Source organism: Pseudomonas sp. AC532 (genome assembly GCF_979258965.1).
In genome coordinates this window covers 1,830,379-1,850,313 of record NZ_OZ409888.1, presented here as the reverse complement: position 1 = coordinate 1,850,313, position 19,935 = coordinate 1,830,379, and the positions used below count along the sequence as shown (strand labels likewise).

Below are 19,935 nucleotides of genomic sequence, written 5' to 3'. Positions count from 1 at the left end.
GGCGGTTCCCCTCTTGTTGTTTGTCCCCATAGGACAATAAGGGTAGCAGCCAAGTCTTATGGGGCGAGCCCGGCGAGCCGCGTAGTGCTGCAAGGTATTGCAGGGCCCGCCGGGGCGGGCCCCGGGTGATCAACCGCGATGGCGGCCGCGGAAGTAGTTGATCAGGCCCTGGGTCGAACCGTCTTCGGCGTGGCTGTCTTCGCTGCCGACCATGCGCGAATAGACGCCCTTGCCGAGCTCCTTGCCCAGCTCGACGCCCCACTGGTCGAACGCGTTGATGCCCCAGATGGCGCTCTGGGTGAATACCTTGTGCTCGTACAGGGCCACCAGCGCGCCGAGACGGCGGGGGCTGATGCGTTCGAGTACCAGGGTGTTGCTCGGCCGGTTGCCGGCAATCACCTTGTGCGGTGCCAGGCGCTGCACGTCGTCTTCGGCCAGGCCCTTGGCGCGCAGCTCGGCTTCGGCTTCTTCGCGGGATTTGCCGAGCATCAGCGCCTGGCTCTGCGACAGGCAGTTGGCGTATAGCCACTGGTGATGGTCGGCCACCGGGTTGTAGCTGACCACCGGGACGATGAAATCGGCGGGAATCAGCTGCGCGCCCTGGTGCAGCAACTGGTGATAGGCGTGCTGGCCGTTGCAGCCGACGCCGCCCCAGATCACCGGCCCGGTCGCGCCGCTGGCCGGGCTGCCATCCTGGCGCACGCTCTTGCCGTTGGATTCCATGTCCAGTTGCTGCAGGTGCTTGGTGATGTTGCGCAGGTAGTGGTCGTACGGCAGGATCGCCTGGCTTTGCGCGTCCCAGAAGTTGCCGTACCAGATACCCAGCAGCGCCAGCAGCACCGGCATGTTCTGCTCGAACGGCGCGGTCTTGAAGTGCATGTCCATGCTGTAGGCGCCGGCCAGCAGTTCCTTGAAGTTGGACATGCCGATGGACAGTGCGATCGGCAGGCCGATGGCCGACCACAGCGAATAGCGACCACCCACCCAATCCCACATCGGGAAGATGTTCTCTTCGCGAATGCCGAAACCTACTGCGGCCTCGCGGTTGCTCGACACGGCGATGAAGTGCCGGTACAGCTCGGCCTCGGAGCCGCCCTGAGCGAGGTACCAGCCGCGCGCGGCCTGGGCGTTCTTGAGCGTTTCCAGGGTGCCGAAGGATTTCGACGAGACGATGAACAGGGTGGTCTCGGCCTGCAGCTTGGCCGACACCTCGTGGAATTCACTGCCGTCGATATTGGCCAGGTAATGGCAGCGCACGCCGCGCTGGGCGAACGGCAGCAGCGCCTCGGAGACCAGTTGCGGGCCGAGGAAGGACCCGCCGATGCCAATGTTCACCACGTCGGTAATGGGTTTTTCGGTGAATCCACGCCACAGGCCGCTGTGAATCCGCCCGACCAGTTCGGTCATCTGCTGCAGCACGCGCTGCACCTGGGGCATCACGTCGACGCCATCGACCAGCACCTTGTCGCCCAGTGGGCGGCGCAGCGCGGTGTGCAGTGCCGGGCGGCCTTCGGAGGCGTTGAGTTTTTCACCGTCGAACATGGCGCGGATCGACTGCTCCAGGCCCACTTCACGGGCCAGGGCCATCAGCAGCGCGATGGTCTCGTCGCTGGCCAGGTTCTTCGAGTAATCGAGGAACAGGCCGCAGCTGCTCAGGGAAAACTGCTCGAAGCGCTGCGCATTGCCCGCGAAGGCTTCGCGCATGCTGAACCGCTGCATGGCCTGGCGATGCTGCTGCAGGGCCTGCCAGGTGGGCAGGGCGAGAACATCGAGTGGCTGTTGGAAATACGCCATGGGGCTTCCTTGTTGAGGCATTCGAGGGGCCAGGCTGCAGCGGCAGCCAGATACCAGAAAGCCCGGAAAAATCGTCCGGGCTTTCGAGTGTAGCCGGGTTCGGCGGCGCGGTGCAGTGTCCGTCAGTAACCCTGGTCGAGGCTGAAGCTGAGGTTGTCGATCAGCCGCGTGTTGCCCAGATAGGCGGCTACCAGCACCACCAGGTCGCGGTCACCCGGGCTGACCTCGCGCAGGGTCTGCGCCTCGCGCACTTCCAGGTAGTCGGCGCGCAGGCCGGCGTCGGCGTGCTGGCGCTGCGCCTCGGCGAGCAGTGCCGGCAGGTCGCGCTCCCCGCCCCGGATGGCCTCGGCGATGTGCTGCAGCGAACGATAGAGGACGGTGGCGGTATCGCGTTGCGCGTCGCTCAGGTAGCCGTTGCGCGAGGACAAGGCCAGGCCACTGTCGGCGCGCACGGTCGGCTCGCCGATGATCTGGATTGGCATGTTGAGGTCACGCACCAGGGTGCGGATCACCGCCAGTTGCTGGAAGTCCTTCTGGCCGAACACCGCCAGGTCGGGCTGCACCATGTTGAACAGTTTGGTGACCACGGTGGCCACGCCCTCGAAATGCCCGGGGCGGCTGGCGCCACAGAGGCCTTCGGAAACGCCGGGTACGGTGATGCGGGTCTGCTCGCCCATGCCGCCCGGGTACATCTCCTCGACGTCCGGGTGAAACAGCAGGTGGCAGCCGGCCTCGATCAGGCGCTGCTGATCGGCTTGCAGGGTGCGTGGGTACTTGTCGAGGTCTTCGGCGGGGCCGAACTGCATCGGGTTGACGAAGATGCTGGCGACCACGAAGTCGGCTCGCTGGGCGGCCTTTTCCACCAGCGCGGCATGCCCGGCGTGCAGGTTGCCCATGGTCGGTACCAGTGCTATCTGCCTGCCTTCGGCGCGGGCCTGGGCGACGGCAGCGCGCAACTCGCGCACGGTCTTGACGGTGTTCATGCGGAAAACCCATGCTCGGCGGCAGGGAAGGTCACGGCCTTGACCTCGTTGACGTAGGCGGCAAGGGCCGCCTGGATACTCGCCTGGCCGCTCATGAAGTTCTTCACGAACTTGGGTACCCGGCCACTCAGCGACAGGCCCAGCATGTCGTGCAGCACCAGCACCTGGCCGTCGGTCTGCGCGCCGGCACCGATGCCGATTACCGGCACCTTCACCGTGCGGCTGATTTCCCCGGCCAGGTCGCTCGGCACGCACTCGAGCAGTAGCATCGCCGCACCGGCCTGTTCGAGGGCGATGGCGTCCGCCACCATCTGGCGTGCCTGGGCCTGTTCACGGCCCTGCACCTTGTAGCCGCCGAGAATGTTCACCGCCTGAGGCGTCAGCCCCATGTGCGCGCACACCGGCACACCCCGTTCGGCGAGGCGCGTGATGGATTCAGCCAGCCAGGCGGCGCCCTCGACCTTGATCATGTGCGCGCCTGCCTGCATCAGCAGGCCGGAATTGTGCAGGGTCTGGTCCAGCGTGGCGTTGGCCATGAACGGCAGGTCGGCGACGATCAGCGCACCAGCGTTGCCGCGCTTCACGCTGGCGGTGTGGTACACGGTATCGGCCATGCTCACCGGCAGGGTGCTGTCATGTCCCTGCAGTACCATGCCCAGCGAGTCGCCGATCAGCAGCACCTCGACACCGGCCTGGCTGCAGGCGCTGGCGAACGTGGCGTCGTAGCAGGTGAGCATGGTGATCTTTTCACCCTTCTGCTTGAGTGCTCGCAGGGTGGTCAGGGTGACATCAGGCATGAACGTATCCTCACTCGGAACCTGTGCGGGCCTGCTGGTTACAGGCTCTCGTGGAGCAGGTTCTTTCTGGCATTCAGGAGGCAGCAGGGCTGCTTCAATTCGGCCTGTTTAGCGGCCCTTTGTGCTCCGCTAGGGGGCAATGGGTGGCTATAGTCCCGATGGCGGGGGGCCAAGTCAATGGAATGTGTTACCGCGCCGTTACGTCGTTACCCTCATCGATGCGACCACCTCGTTCAGGGCGCCAGACGTTCCAGACCCTCGAAGGGGCAGGCCGCCAGCAAGGCGTCCAGAGTGCGGCCATCGGGCAGTTCGAGGCCGGCGGCGATTTCCGCCAGCGGGTAGAGAACGAAGGCGCGGGCGTGCAGGTGGTAATGCGGCACGCGCAGGCGCGATTCGTCGATCAGCCGGTCGCCAAACAGCAGGATGTCCAGATCGAGGGTGCGTGGCCCCCAGCGCTCGTGGCGCTCGCGGCCCTGATCGAGCTCGATGGCCTGCAGGGCATCGAGCAGTTGCAGCGGCTGCAGATCGCTGTCCAGGGCGGCCACCGCGTTGGTGTAGCGCGGCTGGCCCGGCAACAGTGAGTCACTGGCATAGAACGAGGAGCAGGCTACCAGGCGGGTGTGCGGCAATGCCTGCAGCGCCGCCAGCGCCTGACGCAGTTGTTCGGCAGGCGCGGCGAGGTTGCTGCCCATGCCGATGTAGACGCGTTCCATGGGCCTACTCGGCAGCGCCGTCCTGGGTGGGGCGTTTGCGCTTGCTGGCGCCGCTGCGGCGGCGCTTGCGCGGTGCGGCCGGGCCATCGTCCTTGCTGGACAGATTGCGGATCATCACCCGGCGATCGCTGTCGCTGGCGTCCTGGTAGTCCGTCCACCAGTCGCCCAGGCCGTTGGTTTCCTCGCCAGCGCTTTCACGCAACAGCAGGAAGTCGTAGCCGGCGCGGAAACGCGGGTTCTCCAGCAGCAGGTCGGCGCGCTTGCCACTGCGACGTGGCAGGCGCTCCTGCATGTCCCAGATCTCGCGGATCGGCAGCGTGAAGCGCTTTGGCACGGCGATGCGCTGGCACTGCTCGGCGATCAGTTCGTGAGCGGCTTCCTGCATCGCCGGAATCGGCGGCATGCCGCGATCCTGCAGGCGAATGACCCGTGCCGGCAGGGCCGGCCAGAGCAGGGCGGCGAACAGGAAGGCGGGGGTCACCGGTTTGCCCTGCTGGATGCGCAGGTCGGTGTTGTCCAGTGCATTGCGGATCAGCGTGTCGGTGTAGTCGTGATTGTGCTTGAGGGCGGCAGCGCTGGCCGGGAACAGCTGGCCAAACAGGCCGTAATCCACCAGCAGGTCGTAGGTATAGATGGCGTAACCGCTGAGAAACAGCTTGAGCACTTCGTCGAACAGCCGCGCGGCCGGAATGCCGCTCAGCAGCGGTGCCAGGTCATGGATCGGGTCGGCGCTGTGCTTCTCGATGTCGAAGTCCAGCTTGGCGGCGAAACGCACCGCGCGCAGCATGCGCACCGGGTCTTCCTGATAGCGCTGCGTCGGGTTGCCGATCAGCCGCACCAGGTTGTTGCGGATGTCGTGCATGCCGTTGGCATAGTCCAGGATTCGCTCGGAAACCGGGTCGTAGTAAAGGGCATTGATGGTGAAATCGCGGCGCTGAGCATCGTCTTCCAGGGTGCCGTAAACGTTGTCGCGCAGGATGCGGCCGCTCTCGTTGCGCGAAGACTGGCTGGTGTCCTCTTCCTCGTCACCCTGCGGGTGATTGGCGCGGAAGGTGGCGGTTTCGATGATCTCGCGGCCGAAATGCACATGCACCAGCTTGAAACGGCGGCCGATCACCCGGGCATTGCGGAACTCACCCCTGACCTGCTCGGGCGTGGCGCTGGTGGCGACGTCGAAATCCTTTGGCTCGATGCCCAGCAGCAAGTCGCGCACGCAGCCGCCGACCAGATAGGCCTCATAGCCTGCGTTCTGCAGGCGCTCGACCACACTGATGGCGTAGCGGCTGATCTGCCCGCGCTGGATCGGGTGCTGATTGCTGTTCAGCACCTGCGGCGTACTGTGGGGCTTGTGCGCGCGGCGCAATGGCGAACGAAGGGACTTGAACAGCTTTTTCAGCATGGAGGGCACTGTATGACGAAATGAGCGGCCAGAATAAAGTAAAGGCGCAGAAATATCGCGGATTCTAGCATTGTGTGAGGCGTGGTGTAAGCGGGGGAGGGCGGCAGGCCGGGATCGAAGCTACTGGGGGAGCCGAAGCTCCCCCATAAATGTTACTGCGCGTTTTTCTTGTTAGGCGGGCGTGTTGTTTTTGTTGGATCGCCCGTTCCGGAACTGTGTGCCCGGAAATCTCCCGATATGGGGAGCAAGAGCAAACGGATTACTTTGGATGCTGACGCTACCTCAGGTCATCGACCCAACCAGAACCGTTGCTGTCTATCGACAGTTTTATTGTTCTCTATCTGGTCAAGGGCAAAGGCCCTGCAAGGCAATCCTCTCCAAAAGAATCAGTTAGCTGCGTCTCCTGCCGTCTTGTTCTTATTGTGCTGGAGTCGTTACGTCTTATTTTTATTGTCGTGGATCATGCTTGTTATTGTTGTTGTGCAAGAGATAAAGCATTCACCGTGCCAGTTTTTGTTTTTCTTTTAAAAACAGGTAGTTAGGTTTTTTGATTTTCTGTGAGGCAAAAAAAAGCCGGGATTCCGTTACCGAAAACCCCGGCTTTGTTACGGGCCCCGTCCTGGCGCGGTAACAGCCGCCGCAGAGCCGTCGCGGCTCATTCGTTGATGACGCTCGACTTGCGCCGCGGAATGCCCAAACGTTGGCGGCGCTCCCACAGGCATTTGCGGCTGATCCCCAGCTTGCGGGCCAGTTCGGTCTCGGTCATGTGGTCCTGATGTTCGAGCACGAAGTGCTGGAAGTAGTCCTCCAGCGACAGGTCTTCGCTGGGATCCTGGCTGGTGGGGTTGACCGCGCCGTTCTGTGGCGGCAGGCCGCGGAAGGCGTCGTCGTCCAGGTCTTCCAGCTCGATGTCGATACCCAGCAGGTCGGCATTGATGGTGCTGCCTTCGCAGAGAATCACCGAGCGCTCGATGGCATTCTCCAGCTCGCGCACGTTACCCGGCCAGCTGTAGTGGTGGATGGCCTGTTCGGCATCCGGCGCGAAATGCAGGTCGGTGCGGCCCATGCGGGTGGACTGACGCAGCAGGAACGCGCGGGCGATTTCCAGCACGTCGCTACCTCGCTCGCGCAGGGGCGGCAGTTTCAGGGCGATGACGTGCAGGCGGTAATAGAGGTCTTCACGGAACTGGCCGGTTTTCGACAGGGTTTTCAGGTCGCGGTGAGTGGCCGCGATCAGGCGTACGTCGACCTTCTGCGACTGCACCGAGCCGACCCGGCGAATTTCCCCTTCCTGCAGAACCCGTAGCAGACGCGCCTGGGCCTCCAGCGGCAGCTCGCCGATTTCGTCGAGAAACAGGGTGCCGCCGTCCGCCGCTTCGACCAGGCCCGCGCGGCTGGCGCTGGCACCGGTGAACGCGCCCTTTTCATGGCCGAACAGCTCGGACTCGATCAGGGTTTCCGGGATCGCCGCACAGTTGACCGAAATCAGTGGCGCCTTGGCGCGCTTGGACAGGTTGTGCAGCGCGCGGGCGACCAGCTCCTTGCCGGTACCCGATTCGCCCTGCACCAGTACGTTGGAGTCGGTCGGCGCCACCTTGCGGATCTTGCTGTACAGCTCGAGCATCGCCGGGCTGGAGCCGATGATGCCGATTTCGCCGTTGCTGGCCTTGTCACCTTTTTCAGCCGCGCGGGCCGGCGTGGGCGCACTGCCTGCCTGGCTGCGCAGTGCCTGGCGGTCACGCAGGATGCGCGCTACCGCTTGCAACATTTCGTCATGATCGAAGGGTTTGGCGATGTAGTCGACCGCGCCCATTTTCATCGAGTCGACCGCCGAGCGCAGGCTCGCGTAGCTGGTCATGATCAGCACCGGAGCGCCCTGGGCCAGCTTGATCAATTCGGTGCCCGGTGCCCCAGGCAGGCGCAGGTCACTGACGACCAGGTCGAACCCGGGAATGTCGAAGCGCTCCTGGGCTTCCTGCACAGAGCCGGCTTCACTGACCTGGTACTGGTTGCGTTCGAGCAGGCGACGCAGGGCAGAGCGGATGATGGTTTCGTCTTCGACGATCAGGATATGAGGCATTTAAACAAATTCTCTCGACGGTCTCGGAGCCTGCTTCCCGGTGCTGCAGCCAAGCCGGGCCGCGCGCATCGCCAGGAATGCGGTTCTTCGCAATTTAGGTCGCCAGTGGCAGTGCCTCGATATGCCGCGGCAGCGTCACCCGAACACGGGTGCCACGTTGCTGCTCGAGGTCGATCGGGCTGTCGATTGTTATCTGGCCATAATGCTCTTCCACGATGGAATAGACCAGCGCGAGGCCGAGTCCGGTTCCTTTGCCGGGGTCCTTGGTGGTGAAGAACGGCTCGAACAGCTGATCCATCACGCCCTTGGGGATACCGCTGCCTTCGTCCTCGACGATCAGGTCGACGGTGTGCTCCGAGGCTTCGCTACGCACCCGGATGGAGCCGCCCGCGGGCGAGGCATCACGGGCATTGCTCAGCAGGTTGATCAGCACTTGGGCCAGGCGCTGTGGATCGCCGTCGGCCCAGTGCTCGGGTTTGCACAAGTTGAAGAACTGCACATCCACGCTGCGCCGGTTGAGTGCCAGCAGGCCGATGGCTTCCTGGGCGATTTGCGCCAGGCACACCGGCTCGTCGGCCTGCTGGTGGCTGCCGGAGTGGGCGAAGTTCATCAGCGAGTGGACGATGCGCGTGACCCGTTTGGTCTGTTCGAGGATCTGCCCGCTGATTTCGGTCAGTTCGGCGTCATCCTCGCGCTCTTCACGCAGGTTTTGCGCCAGGCAGGCGATGCCGGTGATCGGGTTGCCGATTTCGTGCGCCACGCCGGCGGCCAGGCGGCCAATGCTGGCCAGGCGCTCGGAGTGCACCAGCTTGTCTTCGAGCATCTGCGTGTCGGTCAGGTCCTCGACCAGCAGCACCAGGCCACTGTTGCCCGGCGCCAGGGGTTCGTCGATCGCCGCCTTGTGCAGGTTCAGCCAGCGGATCTGTCCGTCCAGTGCCAGGCGTTGCTTGTGCAGGTGTTCGTCGGGCAGTTCGATGAAGCTTTGCAGCAGTCCGCGCCAGGGCTCACCGAGCGTCGACAGGCGTGAGCCGACAATGCGCTGGGCGGGAATTTCGGTCAGCTCTTCCATGGCCTTGTTCCACATCAGGATCTCGTGGTCCTTGGCCAGCGAGCAGACGCCCATGGGCAGCTCCTGCAGGGTCTGGCGGTGGTAACGGCGCAGGGCATCGAGCTCGGCGGCGAGGCCGGTGAGGCGCGAGTGGTAATCCTCCAGGCGGCTCTCGATGAAGTGAATGTCCTCGGTGACGTAGCTTTCGCTGCCGGTCTTGTAAGGCAGGAAGGATTCGATGATGTCCTGCGCCACGCTCGGCCCCATCAGCCCGGACAAGTTGGCCTCCAGGCGGTCACGCAGGCGGCGCAGGGCGTACGGGCGGCGTTCGTCGAACGGCAGGTGCAGGTCGCGCAGGGCTTGCTCGACTTCGCGCTGCGCGGTCTTGGCGCCGAGCGGCTTGGCCAGTTGGGTGGCGAACTCCTGGGGCGACAGCGCCAGCAGTTCACGACGCTGTGGGCGGCGTACGTTGTCCACCGCACAGGCTTCGGCTGCGCTGTCTTCCTCGGGGCTGGAATCGGTGAACACCGAGACCAGGGTGAACACCAGCACGTTGGTGGCCAGGGATGCGATGGCCGCCATGTGCCAACTGCTGTCGTCCAGCACGTAGACCAGGTCCAGAACCGGCACATAGAGCCCCGGCAGGGTGCCCAGGAGCGGCATCAGCATGCTCACCGACCAGACGCCGATGCCGGCCAGCAAGCCGGCGATGAAACCCCGGCGATTGGCGGTCGGCCAATACAGCACCGAGAGCACACCCGGCAGGAACTGCAGGGTGGCGACGAAGGAGACGATGCCCAGGTTGGCCAGGTCCTGCTGGGCGTCGAGCAGGTTGTAGAAGCCGTAGCTGGCGAGAATGATGGCGACGATCAGCGCACGGCGGGTCCATTTCAGCCAGCGGTAGATATTGCCTTCCGCCGGTGGCTGGTAGAGCGGCAGCACCACGTGGTTGAGCAGCATGCCCGACAGCGCCAGGGTGGTGACGATGATCAGCCCGCTGGAGGCCGAAAGGCCGCCGATGTAGGCGATCAGTGCCAGTGTCGGGCTGTCGACGGCGATGCCCAGGCCAAGGGTGAAGTACTCCGGGCTGGTGGTCGAGCCCAGGCGCAGGCCGGCCCAGAGAATCAGCGGCACCGCCAGGCTCATCAGCAGCAGGAACAGCGGCAGACCCCAGCTGGCGCTGACCAGCGCACGTGGATTGAGATTCTCGGTAAAGGTCATGTGGTACATGTGCGGCATGACGATGGCCGAGGCGAAGAACACCAACAGCAGGGTGCGCCAGGGTCCTTCCTGCAGGGGCGTATGCAAGCTCGCCAGCGCCGCCTGGTTGAGTACCAGCCACTGCTCCAGGTCGCGCGGCCCGTCGAACACCGCGTACAGTGCGTAAAGGCCGATGGCGCCCATGGCCAGCAGCTTGACCACCGACTCGAAGGCAATCGCGAACACCAGCCCCTGGTGTTTTTCGCGGGTTGCCAGGTGGCGCGCGCCAAACAGGATGGTGACCAGGATGAACAGCACGCAGAACGCCAGCGCTACCTGCGGCTGCACCGCCTCGCGGGTCAGAATGCCGATGGCGTCGGTGACCGCCTGGATCTGCAGGGCCAGCAGTGGCAGCACCGCGACCAGCATGCACAGCGTGCTCAGCGCGCCGGCCCAGGTGCTGCGAAAGCGAAACGCGAACAGGTCCGCCAGCGAAGACAACTGGTAGGTGCGGGTGATGCGCAGGATCGGGTAGAGCAGCACCGGCGCCAGCAAAAACGCGCCGGTCACCCCCAGGTAACTGGCCAGAAAACCGTAGCCGTACTGATAGGCCAGGCCGACGGTGCCATAAAAAGCCCAGGCACTGGCGTAGACGCCCAGTGACAGGGTGTAGGTCAGCGGGTGACGGATCAGCCGGCGTGGTATCAGGCCACGGTCGGCGCACCAGGCGACACTGAACAGCACCAGCAGGTAGGCGACGCTGACCAGCATCAGCTGGGTCAGGCTAAAGCTAATCGGCATTGCGAGGGCTCTGGGGGGCAAGGCAAGCGGTGGTCAGGGGGGCGACGCGCGCTGGTTGTGCCGGTAGCGGCACTGTGCGGCGAACAGTCTGCATGCACGGCGAAATGCCCCGTGCCGGTTCAGAGTTCGTCGGCATCACGCTGGCCCTGCAGGATGAAGGTCACCACGATGAGGATCAGCCACAGCATGTACGGCCGGTACCAGGCGCCGTTGGGGTCGATCCACCAGTCCATGATGGCAGGCGAGAACAGGTAGATGCCCACTACCAGAATCAGAACCAATCGATAGATATACATGCCGCATCTCGCTACTGAGTGTGCCGATGGTAACGGAAGCGCACTGCCCTGGCTAAGGTGCTGTTATGGTGCGTGGTGTTCGTTGTGGGGCGTGGTATGCCTCAGGCTGGTGCCAAGTCTGCGTCAGGGTGTCTGCGTTGCCGCCATGGGCCGGCGCTGGCACAAGTCTTGCGCCAATATTGTTATCGCCCAGGTCGCAGGAGGCCCGCCGTGTCGATTCATGTCGCGTTGCATCACGTCACTCATTATCGCTACGACCGAGCCATCAACCTGGGGCCGCAGATCATCCGCTTGCGCCCCGCCCCGCACAGCCGCACGCGGATCCTGTCCTACTCCCTGAGTGTCGAACCGGGCGAGCATTTCATCAACTGGCAGCAGGACCCCCAGGGCAACTACCTGGCGCGCCTGGTGTTCCCGGAGCAAACCCGCGAGCTGCGCGTGGAGGTGGATCTGGTCGCCGAAATGGCGGTGTTCAACCCGTTCGACTTCTTCCTCGAGCCCTACGCCGAGCAGATTCCACTGACTTACACCGAGGGTGAGCAGCGCGAGCTGGCACCCTACCTGGTGAAGCTGCCGGGCGAGGCGCGCTTTACCGAATACCTGGCGGGCATCGACCGTACGCCGCGCCCTAGCGTGGATTTCCTGGTTGCCCTGAACCAGCGCCTGGCCGCCGATATCGCTTACCTGATCCGCATGGAGCCGGGTGTGCAGACCCCGGAACAGACCCTGGTCAATGGCTCCGGCTCATGCCGCGACTCGTCTTGGCTGCTGGTGCAACTGTTTCGTCATCTGGGCCTGGCGGCACGCTTCGTCTCCGGTTACCTGATCCAGCTCAAGGCCGATGTCAAGTCGCTGGATGGCCCGTCCGGCACCGAGGTGGACTTCACCGACCTGCACGCCTGGTGCGAAGTCTACCTGCCGGGTGCGGGCTGGATCGGCCTCGACCCCACCAGCGGGTTGTTCGCCGGCGAGGGCCATATTCCCCTGGCCTGTAGCCCGGAACCCTCGTCGGCGGCGCCGATCAGCGGGGCGGTTGACGAATGCGAATGCGAGTTCAGCCACGAGATGCGCGTCGAGCGCATCTGGGAAGCGCCGCGGGTCACCAAACCCTATAGCGATAGCCAGTGGCACGACATTGTCGAGCTGGGTCGCCGCGTCGATGAAGACCTGCAGGCCGCCGACGTGCGCCTGACCATGGGCGGCGAGCCGACCTTCGTCGCGCTCGATTACCCGGACGATGCCGAGTGGAACACCGCCGCCCTGGGGCCGAACAAGCGCCGGCTCGCCACCGACCTGTTCATGCGCCTGCGTGAGCACTACGCGCCGGCTGCCCTGGTGCATTTCGGGCAGGGCAAGTGGTACCCCGGCGAGCAATTGCCGCGCTGGTCGTTGAATGCCTTCTGGCGCCGTGACGGCCAGCCGGTCTGGCACAACGCCGCGCTGCTGGCGGATGAGGGCCGCGACTACGGGGCCGATGCGCAGATGGCCGCGCGATTCCTCGCCAGCCTGGCCGAGCGCCTGGGTGTCGACCCCGGGCACAGCTTTCCGGCTTTCGAAGATGGCCTGTATTACCTGTGGCGCGAGGGGCGCCTGCCCGACAACGTGACAGCCGACGATGCGCGGTTGCGCGATCCGTTGGAGCGCGAGCGTTTGCGCCGAGTATTCGAACAGGGCCTGGATAGGGTCATCGGTCACGTGCTGCCGCTGGCCCGCGATGAGCGCCGGGCAGGTTGGCGCAGTGGCTGCTGGTACCTGCGTGAGGAGTATTGTCGCCTGGTACCGGGTGACTCGGCGCTGGGTTATCGTCTGCCGCTCGATTCGCAGCCTTGGGTGAGGGCCGAAGAGTACCCCTACGTTACCCCGGCCGATCCCTCCCAGGTGTTCGCGCCGCTGCCGGCTGCGGCTGATCTGCAGCAACAGTTGCGGGGTGTATGGAGCGGCAGCCGAGGTGCCGCTGCTGCCAAGCCCAAACGTGGCCAGTCGGCGCCGGAGGTGGTGCGCACCGCCTTGTGCGCCGAGCCGCGCGGCGGGCGTTTGTACCTGTTCATGCCGCCGCTGAGCGAACTTGAAGACTACCTGGCGCTCACGGCCGCCATCGAAGAAACCGCTGCCGAGCTTGACTGCCCCGTGCTGCTCGAAGGCTACGAGCCGCCGGGCGATCCGCGGCTGCAGTTCTTCCGGGTCACGCCGGACCCCGGCGTGATCGAGGTGAATATTCATCCGGCCGCCAGCTGGAACGAGCTGGTCGAACGCACCGAGTTTCTCTATGAGCAGGCGCGCCAGTGCCGCCTGAGCAGCGAGAAATTCATGGTCGACGGCCGGCACACCGGCACGGGCGGCGGCAACCACTTCGTGCTGGGCGGCGCCACGCCCGCCGATTCGCCGTTCCTGCGGCGCCCCGACCTGCTGCGCAGCCTGATCAGCTACTGGCACAATCACCCGTCGCTGTCCTACCTGTTCTCCGGGTTGTTCATCGGCCCTACCTCCCAGGCGCCGCGTGTCGACGAGGCACGCAACGACTCGCTCTACGAACTGGAGATTGCCTTCGCGCAGATGCCGGAACCCGGGCGCGAGTGCGCGCCTTGGCTGGTCGACCGCCTGCTGCGCAATCTGCTGGTGGACGTCACCGGCAATACCCATCGGGCCGAATTCTGCATCGACAAGCTGTACTCCCCGGATTCCGCGTCGGGGCGCCTTGGCCTGCTCGAACTGCGTGCGTTCGAAATGCCACCCCACGCGCAGATGAGCCTGGCCCAGCAACTGCTGCTGCGGGCATTGATCGCGCGCTTCTGGAAGGAGCCCTACCGGCCCACGCGCCTGGTGCGCTGGGGTACCGAGCTGCATGACCGCTTTCTGCTGGCGCATTTCGTCGAGCAGGACTTCGCCGATGTGCTGCAAGAGCTCGGTACCTTCGGCTACCGCCTGCGCGCCGAGTGGTTCGCGCCGCATTTCGAGTTCCGTTTTCCCAAGGCCGGCGACTTCAGCATCAAGGGCATCGACCTTGAACTGCGCCAGGCGCTGGAGCCCTGGCACGTGCTGGGCGAGGAGGGCGCGGTTGGCGGCACGGTCCGTTACGTCGATTCGTCCCTGGAGCGTTTGCAGGTCAAGGTCAACGGCCTGACGGCCGACCGCTACGTGCTTACCTGCAACGGCGTACCGGTGCCGCTCAAGGCCACGGGCACGGTGGGCGAGTTCGTCGCCGGGGTGCGCTTTCGTGCCTGGCAGCCGGCCGCCTGCCTGCAGCCGACCATCGGTGTACACGCGCCGCTGATTTTTGACCTGGTCGACACGTGGATGAACCGTTCCATCGGTGGATGCCAGTACCATGTTACCCACCCCGGCGGGCGCAACTACGAGAGCCTGCCGGTGAACGCCTATGAAGCGGAAAGCCGGCGCCTGGCGCGCTTCTTCCGCGTTGGCCATAGCCCGGGCAAGCGTGCGCTGTTGACGCCAACTGCCAACCAGGAACTGCCAATGACCCTGGATCTGCGCCGTATCTGACGGCGCAGGCTACGCTGCTATACCGCAATGCCCCGAAAACAAGACTGCACCGAGACAGTGATGGCTGACCTGCTTGCCGATTACCCGTCCAACGACACGGCCTACGATGAACTGCTCGACGCCAATGGGCAGGTACGCCCTCACTGGCGCAAGCTGCTGGCCCGGCTGCAACGCAGCCGCCCGGCGCAATTGCAGCAGCGCCAGGCGATGCTCGCCCGGCAGATCCAGGAGAACGGCGTTACCTACAACGTTTACGCCGATCCCGATGGCGCCGACCGCCCCTGGGAGTTGGATTTGCTGCCCAACCTGATACCTGCCGACGAGTGGCAGACCATCGCCGCCGGGGTCGCGCAACGCGCGACGCTGCTCGACAAGGTGCTGGCCGATCTCTACGGGCCACAGCAGTTGCTGGCCGACGGGCTGCTGCCGCCGGAACTGGTATTCGGCCACGAGAACTACCTCTGGCCGTGCCAGGGGCTGCAGCCACCCGGTGGCACCTTTCTGCACGTGTATGCCGTCGACCTGGCGCGCGCCCCGGACGGCCGCTGGTGGGTAACGGCCGATCGTACCCAGGCGCCTTCCGGCGCAGGTTACGCCCTGGAAAACCGGCAGATCGTTTCTCGCGCCTTTCCCGAGTTGTACCGCGACCTCGGCGTTCAGCACCTGGCCGGGTTCTTCCGCACCCTGCAGGACACCCTGGCCCGCCAGGCCCCGGCCGACGGCGAGACGCCATTGGTGGTGGTGCTCACGCCTGGGCGCTTCAACGAAAGTTACTTCGAGCACCTCTATCTGGCCCGCCAGTTGGGTTACCCGCTGGTCGAAGGCAGCGACCTGACCGTGCGCGACGCCACCCTCTACCTCAAGACTCTCGCCGGCCTGCGCCGGGTGCACGCGGTGCTGCGGCGGCTCGATGACGACTTTTGCGATCCTCTGGAGCTGCGCACCGATTCCGCCCTGGGCGTACCCGGCCTGCTCGAGGCGGTGCGCCAGGGCCGCGTGCTGGTGGCCAACGCGCTAGGCAGCGGAGTGCTGGAATCACCCGGGCTGCCAGGCTTCCTGCCGGCGATCAGCGAGAAGCTGCTGGGCGAGCCGCTGTTGCTGCCGAGCGTCGCCAGTTGGTGGTGTGGCGAGCCACCGGTGCTCGAGGAGGCGCTGGAGAAGTTGCCTCAATTGCTGATCCGGCCAAGCTTCCCATCGCAGAGTTTCACCCCGGTGTTCGGCCGCGACCTGGATGCCATGCAGCGCGCCGAACTGGCCGAACGCCTGCGTTTGCGCCCGTATGCCTACGTCGCCCAGGCGCTGGCGCAACTGTCCCACGCGCCGGTCTGGCAGGGCGACGGCACGCTGCAATCGCGCGCCATCGGCATGCGCGTGTTCGCCGTGGCCAGTGCCGAGGGGTATCGGGTGATGGCCGGCGGCCTGACCAGGGTGGCCGCAGAGGCCGATGCCGAGGTGGTGTCGATGCAGCGTGGCGGTGCCAGCAAGGACACCTGGGTGCTCGGCGAGCGACAGGGTGGTGGCGAGCCCTGGCAGGGAACACGGCCGCTTGGCGCCGCGGATCTGGTGCGCAGCGACCCCTACCTGCCGTCGCGGGTGGTGGAAAACCTGTTCTGGTTCGGCCGCTACAGCGAGCGCTGCGAAGACAGTGCGCGGCTGCTGCGCATCATGCTCGGCCGTTATGTCGATGACGATGACGATCCCCAGGCCCTGGCGGCGGCACTGGAGCTCGGCGAGAGCCTCGGGCTGCTGCCGGACGAAGAGCATGGCGCGCTGGACGCCCGGCTACTGGAGGCGGTAATGGGGAGCGAATGGCCGGCCAGCCTGCGCATCAACCTGCAGCGCCTGCAGTGGACCGCCGGCAGCGTGCGCGGCAAGCTGTCCCAGGCCAATTGGCAGGCGCTGGTGGAGTTGCAGCGTGACGCCCAGAACCTGGACGCCCGTGGTGGCGATTTCGGGCAACTGCTGGATTTTCTCAATCGCCTGCTGATGTCCCTGGCCGCGCTTTCCGGTTTCGCGCTGGATGACATGACCCGCGACGACGGCTGGCGCTTCCTGGTGCTCGGCCGCTGCATCGAGCGCCTGCAGTTCCTGTGTGACAGTGTCGGCGGTTTCCTGCGAGGCCCGACCCCGGATGACCAGTCGGCGCTGGAATGGCTGCTGGAATTGGGCAACAGCAGCATCACCTACCGCACTCGCTACATGGCGTCGGCCCAGCTGATTCCGGTTCTTGACCTGCTGTTGCTCGATGAGCAGAACCCCCATGCCGTGCTGTTCCAGCTACGCATGCTGCTGCGCTCCATGGAGCGCCTCGCCGAACGCTTCCATTTGCCCGATGCGCCGGCCCTGGCGCAGCGTGAGCGGCAGCTCAGTGCGGTTGATCTGCGCAGCCTGGAAAACCCGCTGTTCGGTGCACGGGGTATCCGTGACGTGCTCGATGGCCTGGCCTCGCTGCTCGAAGCCATCGGCCAGGCCGCGGGTCAGGTATCCGACGAGCTGGGCCTGCGTTTCTTCGTGCACGTTGCCGCCAGCCAGGGGACCCAGTCCTCATGAGCGCGCGCTATCAGGTGCTGCACGACACCCACTATCGTTACGCCTCGCCGGTTTCCCTGGCCCAGCAACTGGCCCACCTGTGGCCCCGCGAGTGCGCCTGGCAGCGCTGCACCCAGCGCGTTTTGCAGGTCACGCCGGCGCCCAGCCAGCGCCACGATATCCTTGACGTGTTCGGCAATCCGCTGACTCGCCTGGCGTTCGAGCGGCCCCACGATGCCCTGAAGATCTGTGCGAAACTCGACGTCGAAGTGCTGCCGCGGGCCTACCTTGACCTGCAGGACTCGCCTGCCTGGGAGAGGGTCTGCGATGTCCTTAGCTATCAGGGGCGGCCCTGGCAGCCCGAGCTGCTGGACGCCACGCGCTATCGGTTCCAGTCACCCTACGTACGCCTCAAACGTGCCTTCAGCCTGTTCGCCGACGATTGCTTCCCAAGCGGGCAACCGCTGCTGGTCTCGGTACGCGCTCTGATGCAGAAAATCTTCGACGAATTCACCTTCGACGCCGAGGCTACCCAGGTGGCGACGCCGCTGACCAAGGTACTAGAGGAGCGTCGCGGCGTTTGTCAGGACTTCGCCCACCTGATGCTGGCCTGCCTGCGCTCCCGTGGCCTGGCGGCGCGTTACGTCAGCGGCTACCTGCTCACCCAGCCACCACCCGGCCAACCGCGGCTGATTGGCGCCGACGCGTCGCATGCCTGGGTATCGGTGTATTGCCCGCGCAATGGATGGGTGGACTTCGATCCGACCAACAATATCCTGCCGGCGCTGGAGCACATCACCCTGGCCTGGGGCCGCGACTTTGCCGATGTCTCACCGCTGCGTGGGGTAATCCTCGGTGGCGGTGATCACGACCCCGAGGTGCAGGTGACGGTGATGCCGCTGGCGGCGCACTGATCGTTGGCGCATTGGTGCGTGGCGGGGCTTAGCCGACGACCACGCGGATCACCGCGATCAGCTGGAAGGCACAGAAGAACCCGAGGGCGATGCGCATGGGTTTCGAGAGGTTGCTGCCCAGGCTTTCGCGCAGCGGCTGGAGCATGAACTGCGGGGTGAGTGCCAGGCCGACCACCAGCGAGACCACGGCGAACATCGAAAAGAATTCGCTGCTCATCGGCGGCACTCCCGAGGTGAAGCCGTACAGCAGACAAGCGATGGCCACGGCGAAGAACGCTGCGCAAATCAGGCGCTCCTTGGGTGTCCAGGAGGAAAAGTTCAAAGGCGTGCGCTCCACAGGCGAAAACGATGGGCGCAGTATAAGGAATGGCGCGTTCGCTGGAAGTAGCCTGATACAAACTACTGGCCATGGGGCATCAAACACAGCGCACGACCCGCGATTTGCAGGTGTGGCCTGGGCGCAATGCCGCGTTGCGCCTGGCTTTACGGCAGCCCCGCCGCCGGTCGGAGCAGGCCGAAGCGCTGCCGGCTCGCTTACAGTACTCCGGCCTTTTTCCACGCCAGGTAGCGGTTGACCAGCTCGGGGCCAAGCTCTGTGGGACGCGCGTCGAGCACCGGCACGTTATGGGCGCCGAGTCGCTCATGCAGGGTATTGCGTGCGTTGAGGTAGTCCACGGCGCCGCAGTAGTTGAGGGCCGACTCGTAATCGCGTACCGGGGCGTGGCGCAGGTTGTCGAGGACGTCCTCACGCAGGCTGGCGATCAGCACCCGGTGGCGCCGTTCCAGACGCTTCACGGCGCCGAGCAGTTGCTCGTCGTCTTCGTCACGCAGGTTGCTGATCAGCACCACCAGGGCGCGGCGGCTTTGCCGGCTGAGCAGGCTGTCCACCGCCGCGGCATAGTCGGCAGGGCGTTGGGTGCTCTGCAGGTCATAGACTGCGTTGAGCAGCACATTCACCTGCGCCTGGCCTTTGACTGGCGGCAGGTAGCGGGAGTGCTCGCCGGCGAAGGTCATCAGGCCCACGGCGTCGCCCTGGCGCAGCGCCACGTAGCTGAGCAGCAGGCTGGCGTTGAGGGCGTGATCGAAATGCGACAGCTCGCCGTCCTGGCTGCGCATGCGCCGGCCGCAATCGATCAGGAAGACGATCTGCTGGTCGCGCTCGTCCTGGTATTCACGGGCGATCGGCATGCGTTTGCGGGCGGTGGCTTTCCAGTCGATCTGGCGCAGCGTGTCGCCATCGCGAAATTCGCGCAACTGGTGAAATTCCTGGCCCAGGCCGCGGCGCTGCCGCTGGCGCACGCCCAGCTGGGCGACCCAGTCGTCCACGGCCATCAGCTGCGCGCCGTACAGCCGTGCGAAATCCGGGTACACGCGGGCTTCGTCGTGTACCTCCAGGTAACGCCGCGACTGCCACAGGCGCAGCGGGCTGGGCAGGCTGATCTCGCACCGGGAGAAGACGAAATGCCCGCGCACCAGCGGGCGCACCCGATAGCTGAAGGTGGTGTGTTCGCCAGGACGCAGTTCCACCTGCTGGGGCAGGTGCTCGACGGCCATGTCCTGGGGGACGTGATCGAACACGCCGAGGTGCACGATCCGCGAATAATCGTGTTGGGCGGTCAGTTGCACATCGCTCCAGCGGCCCAGTGGCAGGTTGCCCGGCAACTGCCGCTGCAGGCGCGGCGATGCTTGCCGGGAGAGCCGCAGGGCATCGACCGATGCAGCGCCCGCCAGCACCAGCAGGGCGCCCCACCACAGTGCGATAAGGCGCTCCGGCACGGCCACCGACAGGGCATCCAGCGCGCCAAGGGCGATGGCGACGAGCAGCAGGGCGGCCAGCAGGCGGAGCAGGACGGAGGAGGGCTTCATGCCGCGCTATCCCG

13 protein-coding genes are annotated in these 19,935 nt (G+C 65.3%); 3 read left to right on the top strand and 10 right to left on the bottom strand.

All coding sequences use genetic code 11. The annotated features are described in order from the left end of the window. Positions 1-129: 129 nt before the first annotated feature. From pgi to ACZ0AV_RS08770, 8 genes are all read right to left on the bottom strand, one after another. Positions 130-1,794 carry a glucose-6-phosphate isomerase gene (pgi, locus tag ACZ0AV_RS08805; protein WP_499150694.1) on the bottom strand — a complete coding sequence of 555 codons (1,665 nt, stop codon included), beginning with the start codon at positions 1,792-1,794 and terminating at the stop codon, positions 130-132. Positions 1,795-1,916: 122 nt separating this feature from the next. Next, the gene (gene panC / locus ACZ0AV_RS08800; protein WP_499150693.1) at positions 1,917-2,777 is read right to left on the bottom strand and encodes a pantoate--beta-alanine ligase; all 861 of its coding nucleotides are present in this window, start codon (positions 2,775-2,777) and stop codon (positions 1,917-1,919) included. After that, a complete protein-coding gene (gene panB, locus ACZ0AV_RS08795) occupies positions 2,774-3,574 on the bottom strand; it encodes a 3-methyl-2-oxobutanoate hydroxymethyltransferase (protein ID WP_499150692.1) in 801 nt (266 codons plus the stop codon). Before panB ends, panC begins: the two co-directional genes overlap by 4 nt. A 233-nt stretch (positions 3,575-3,807) precedes the next feature. Then, positions 3,808-4,287: a 2-amino-4-hydroxy-6-hydroxymethyldihydropteridine diphosphokinase gene (gene folK / locus ACZ0AV_RS08790; RefSeq protein ID WP_499150691.1), complete on the bottom strand. Its 480-nt coding sequence runs from the start codon at positions 4,285-4,287 to the stop codon at positions 3,808-3,810. A gap of 4 nt (positions 4,288-4,291) precedes the next feature. Further along, entirely contained in the window at positions 4,292-5,686 is a 1,395-nt protein-coding gene (locus ACZ0AV_RS08785; RefSeq protein WP_499150690.1) for a polynucleotide adenylyltransferase PcnB, read from the bottom strand. Positions 5,687-6,341: 655 nt separating this feature from the next. Further along, positions 6,342-7,766, bottom strand: a complete 1,425-nt coding sequence (locus ACZ0AV_RS08780) for a sigma-54-dependent transcriptional regulator (protein WP_499150689.1) — start codon at positions 7,764-7,766, stop codon at positions 6,342-6,344. A gap of 94 nt (positions 7,767-7,860) precedes the next feature. Beyond that, a complete protein-coding gene (locus tag ACZ0AV_RS08775) occupies positions 7,861-10,815 on the bottom strand; it encodes a sensor histidine kinase (RefSeq protein WP_499150688.1) in 2,955 nt (984 codons plus the stop codon). A gap of 119 nt (positions 10,816-10,934) precedes the next feature. After that, positions 10,935-11,111 (bottom strand): hypothetical protein, encoded by a 177-nt coding sequence (locus ACZ0AV_RS08770; protein WP_499150687.1) that lies wholly within the window; start codon positions 11,109-11,111, stop codon positions 10,935-10,937. 210 nt (positions 11,112-11,321) lie between these two features. Here ACZ0AV_RS08770 and ACZ0AV_RS08765 point away from each other — a divergent pair, with 210 nt between their 5' ends. Genes ACZ0AV_RS08765 through ACZ0AV_RS08755 form a run of 3 tightly spaced genes read left to right on the top strand, consistent with a single transcriptional unit; the run spans position 11,322 to position 18,055 of the window. Further along, positions 11,322-14,612 carry a transglutaminase family protein gene (locus ACZ0AV_RS08765; RefSeq protein ID WP_499150686.1) on the top strand — a complete coding sequence of 1,097 codons (3,291 nt, stop codon included), beginning with the start codon at positions 11,322-11,324 and terminating at the stop codon, positions 14,610-14,612. Positions 14,613-14,672: 60 nt separating this feature from the next. Beyond that, entirely contained in the window at positions 14,673-17,162 is a 2,490-nt protein-coding gene (locus ACZ0AV_RS08760) for a circularly permuted type 2 ATP-grasp protein (RefSeq protein ID WP_499150685.1), read from the top strand. Next, the gene (locus ACZ0AV_RS08755; RefSeq protein WP_499150684.1) at positions 17,159-18,055 is read left to right on the top strand and encodes a transglutaminase family protein; all 897 of its coding nucleotides are present in this window, start codon (positions 17,159-17,161) and stop codon (positions 18,053-18,055) included. The genes ACZ0AV_RS08760 and ACZ0AV_RS08755 overlap by 4 nt, the downstream gene beginning before the upstream one ends. Positions 18,056-18,083: 28 nt before the next feature. On the opposite strand, the gene ACZ0AV_RS08750 is transcribed toward ACZ0AV_RS08755, so the two are convergent. After that, positions 18,084-18,377: a hypothetical protein gene (locus ACZ0AV_RS08750; protein WP_499150683.1), complete on the bottom strand. Its 294-nt coding sequence runs from the start codon at positions 18,375-18,377 to the stop codon at positions 18,084-18,086. A gap of 212 nt (positions 18,378-18,589) precedes the next feature. Next, on the bottom strand, positions 18,590-19,921 hold the full coding sequence (locus ACZ0AV_RS08745; RefSeq protein ID WP_499150682.1) for a DUF58 domain-containing protein: 1,332 nt from the start codon (positions 19,919-19,921) through the stop codon (positions 18,590-18,592). Between the last annotated feature and the right edge of the window lie 14 nt (positions 19,922-19,935).

What these genes read in the sequence shown, in the direction of transcription:
- ACZ0AV_RS08760 (WP_499150685.1), top strand. Translation starts at nt 14,673, where the DNA reads ATGGCTGACCTGCTTGCCGATTACCCGTCCAACGACACGGCCTACGAT.
- ACZ0AV_RS08770 (WP_499150687.1), bottom strand. Translation starts at nt 11,111, where the DNA reads ATGTATATCTATCGATTGGTTCTGATTCTGGTAGTGGGCATCTACCTG.
- pgi (WP_499150694.1), bottom strand. Translation starts at nt 1,794, where the DNA reads ATGGCGTATTTCCAACAGCCACTCGATGTTCTCGCCCTGCCCACCTGG.
- panC (WP_499150693.1), bottom strand. Translation starts at nt 2,777, where the DNA reads ATGAACACCGTCAAGACCGTGCGCGAGTTGCGCGCTGCCGTCGCCCAG.
- ACZ0AV_RS08755 (WP_499150684.1), top strand. Translation starts at nt 17,159, where the DNA reads ATGAGCGCGCGCTATCAGGTGCTGCACGACACCCACTATCGTTACGCC.
- panB (WP_499150692.1), bottom strand. Translation starts at nt 3,574, where the DNA reads ATGCCTGATGTCACCCTGACCACCCTGCGAGCACTCAAGCAGAAGGGT.
- folK (WP_499150691.1), bottom strand. Translation starts at nt 4,287, where the DNA reads ATGGAACGCGTCTACATCGGCATGGGCAGCAACCTCGCCGCGCCTGCC.
- ACZ0AV_RS08775 (WP_499150688.1), bottom strand. Translation starts at nt 10,815, where the DNA reads ATGCCGATTAGCTTTAGCCTGACCCAGCTGATGCTGGTCAGCGTCGCC.
- ACZ0AV_RS08745 (WP_499150682.1), bottom strand. Translation starts at nt 19,921, where the DNA reads ATGAAGCCCTCCTCCGTCCTGCTCCGCCTGCTGGCCGCCCTGCTGCTC.
- ACZ0AV_RS08785 (WP_499150690.1), bottom strand. Translation starts at nt 5,686, where the DNA reads ATGCTGAAAAAGCTGTTCAAGTCCCTTCGTTCGCCATTGCGCCGCGCG.
- ACZ0AV_RS08780 (WP_499150689.1), bottom strand. Translation starts at nt 7,766, where the DNA reads ATGCCTCATATCCTGATCGTCGAAGACGAAACCATCATCCGCTCTGCC.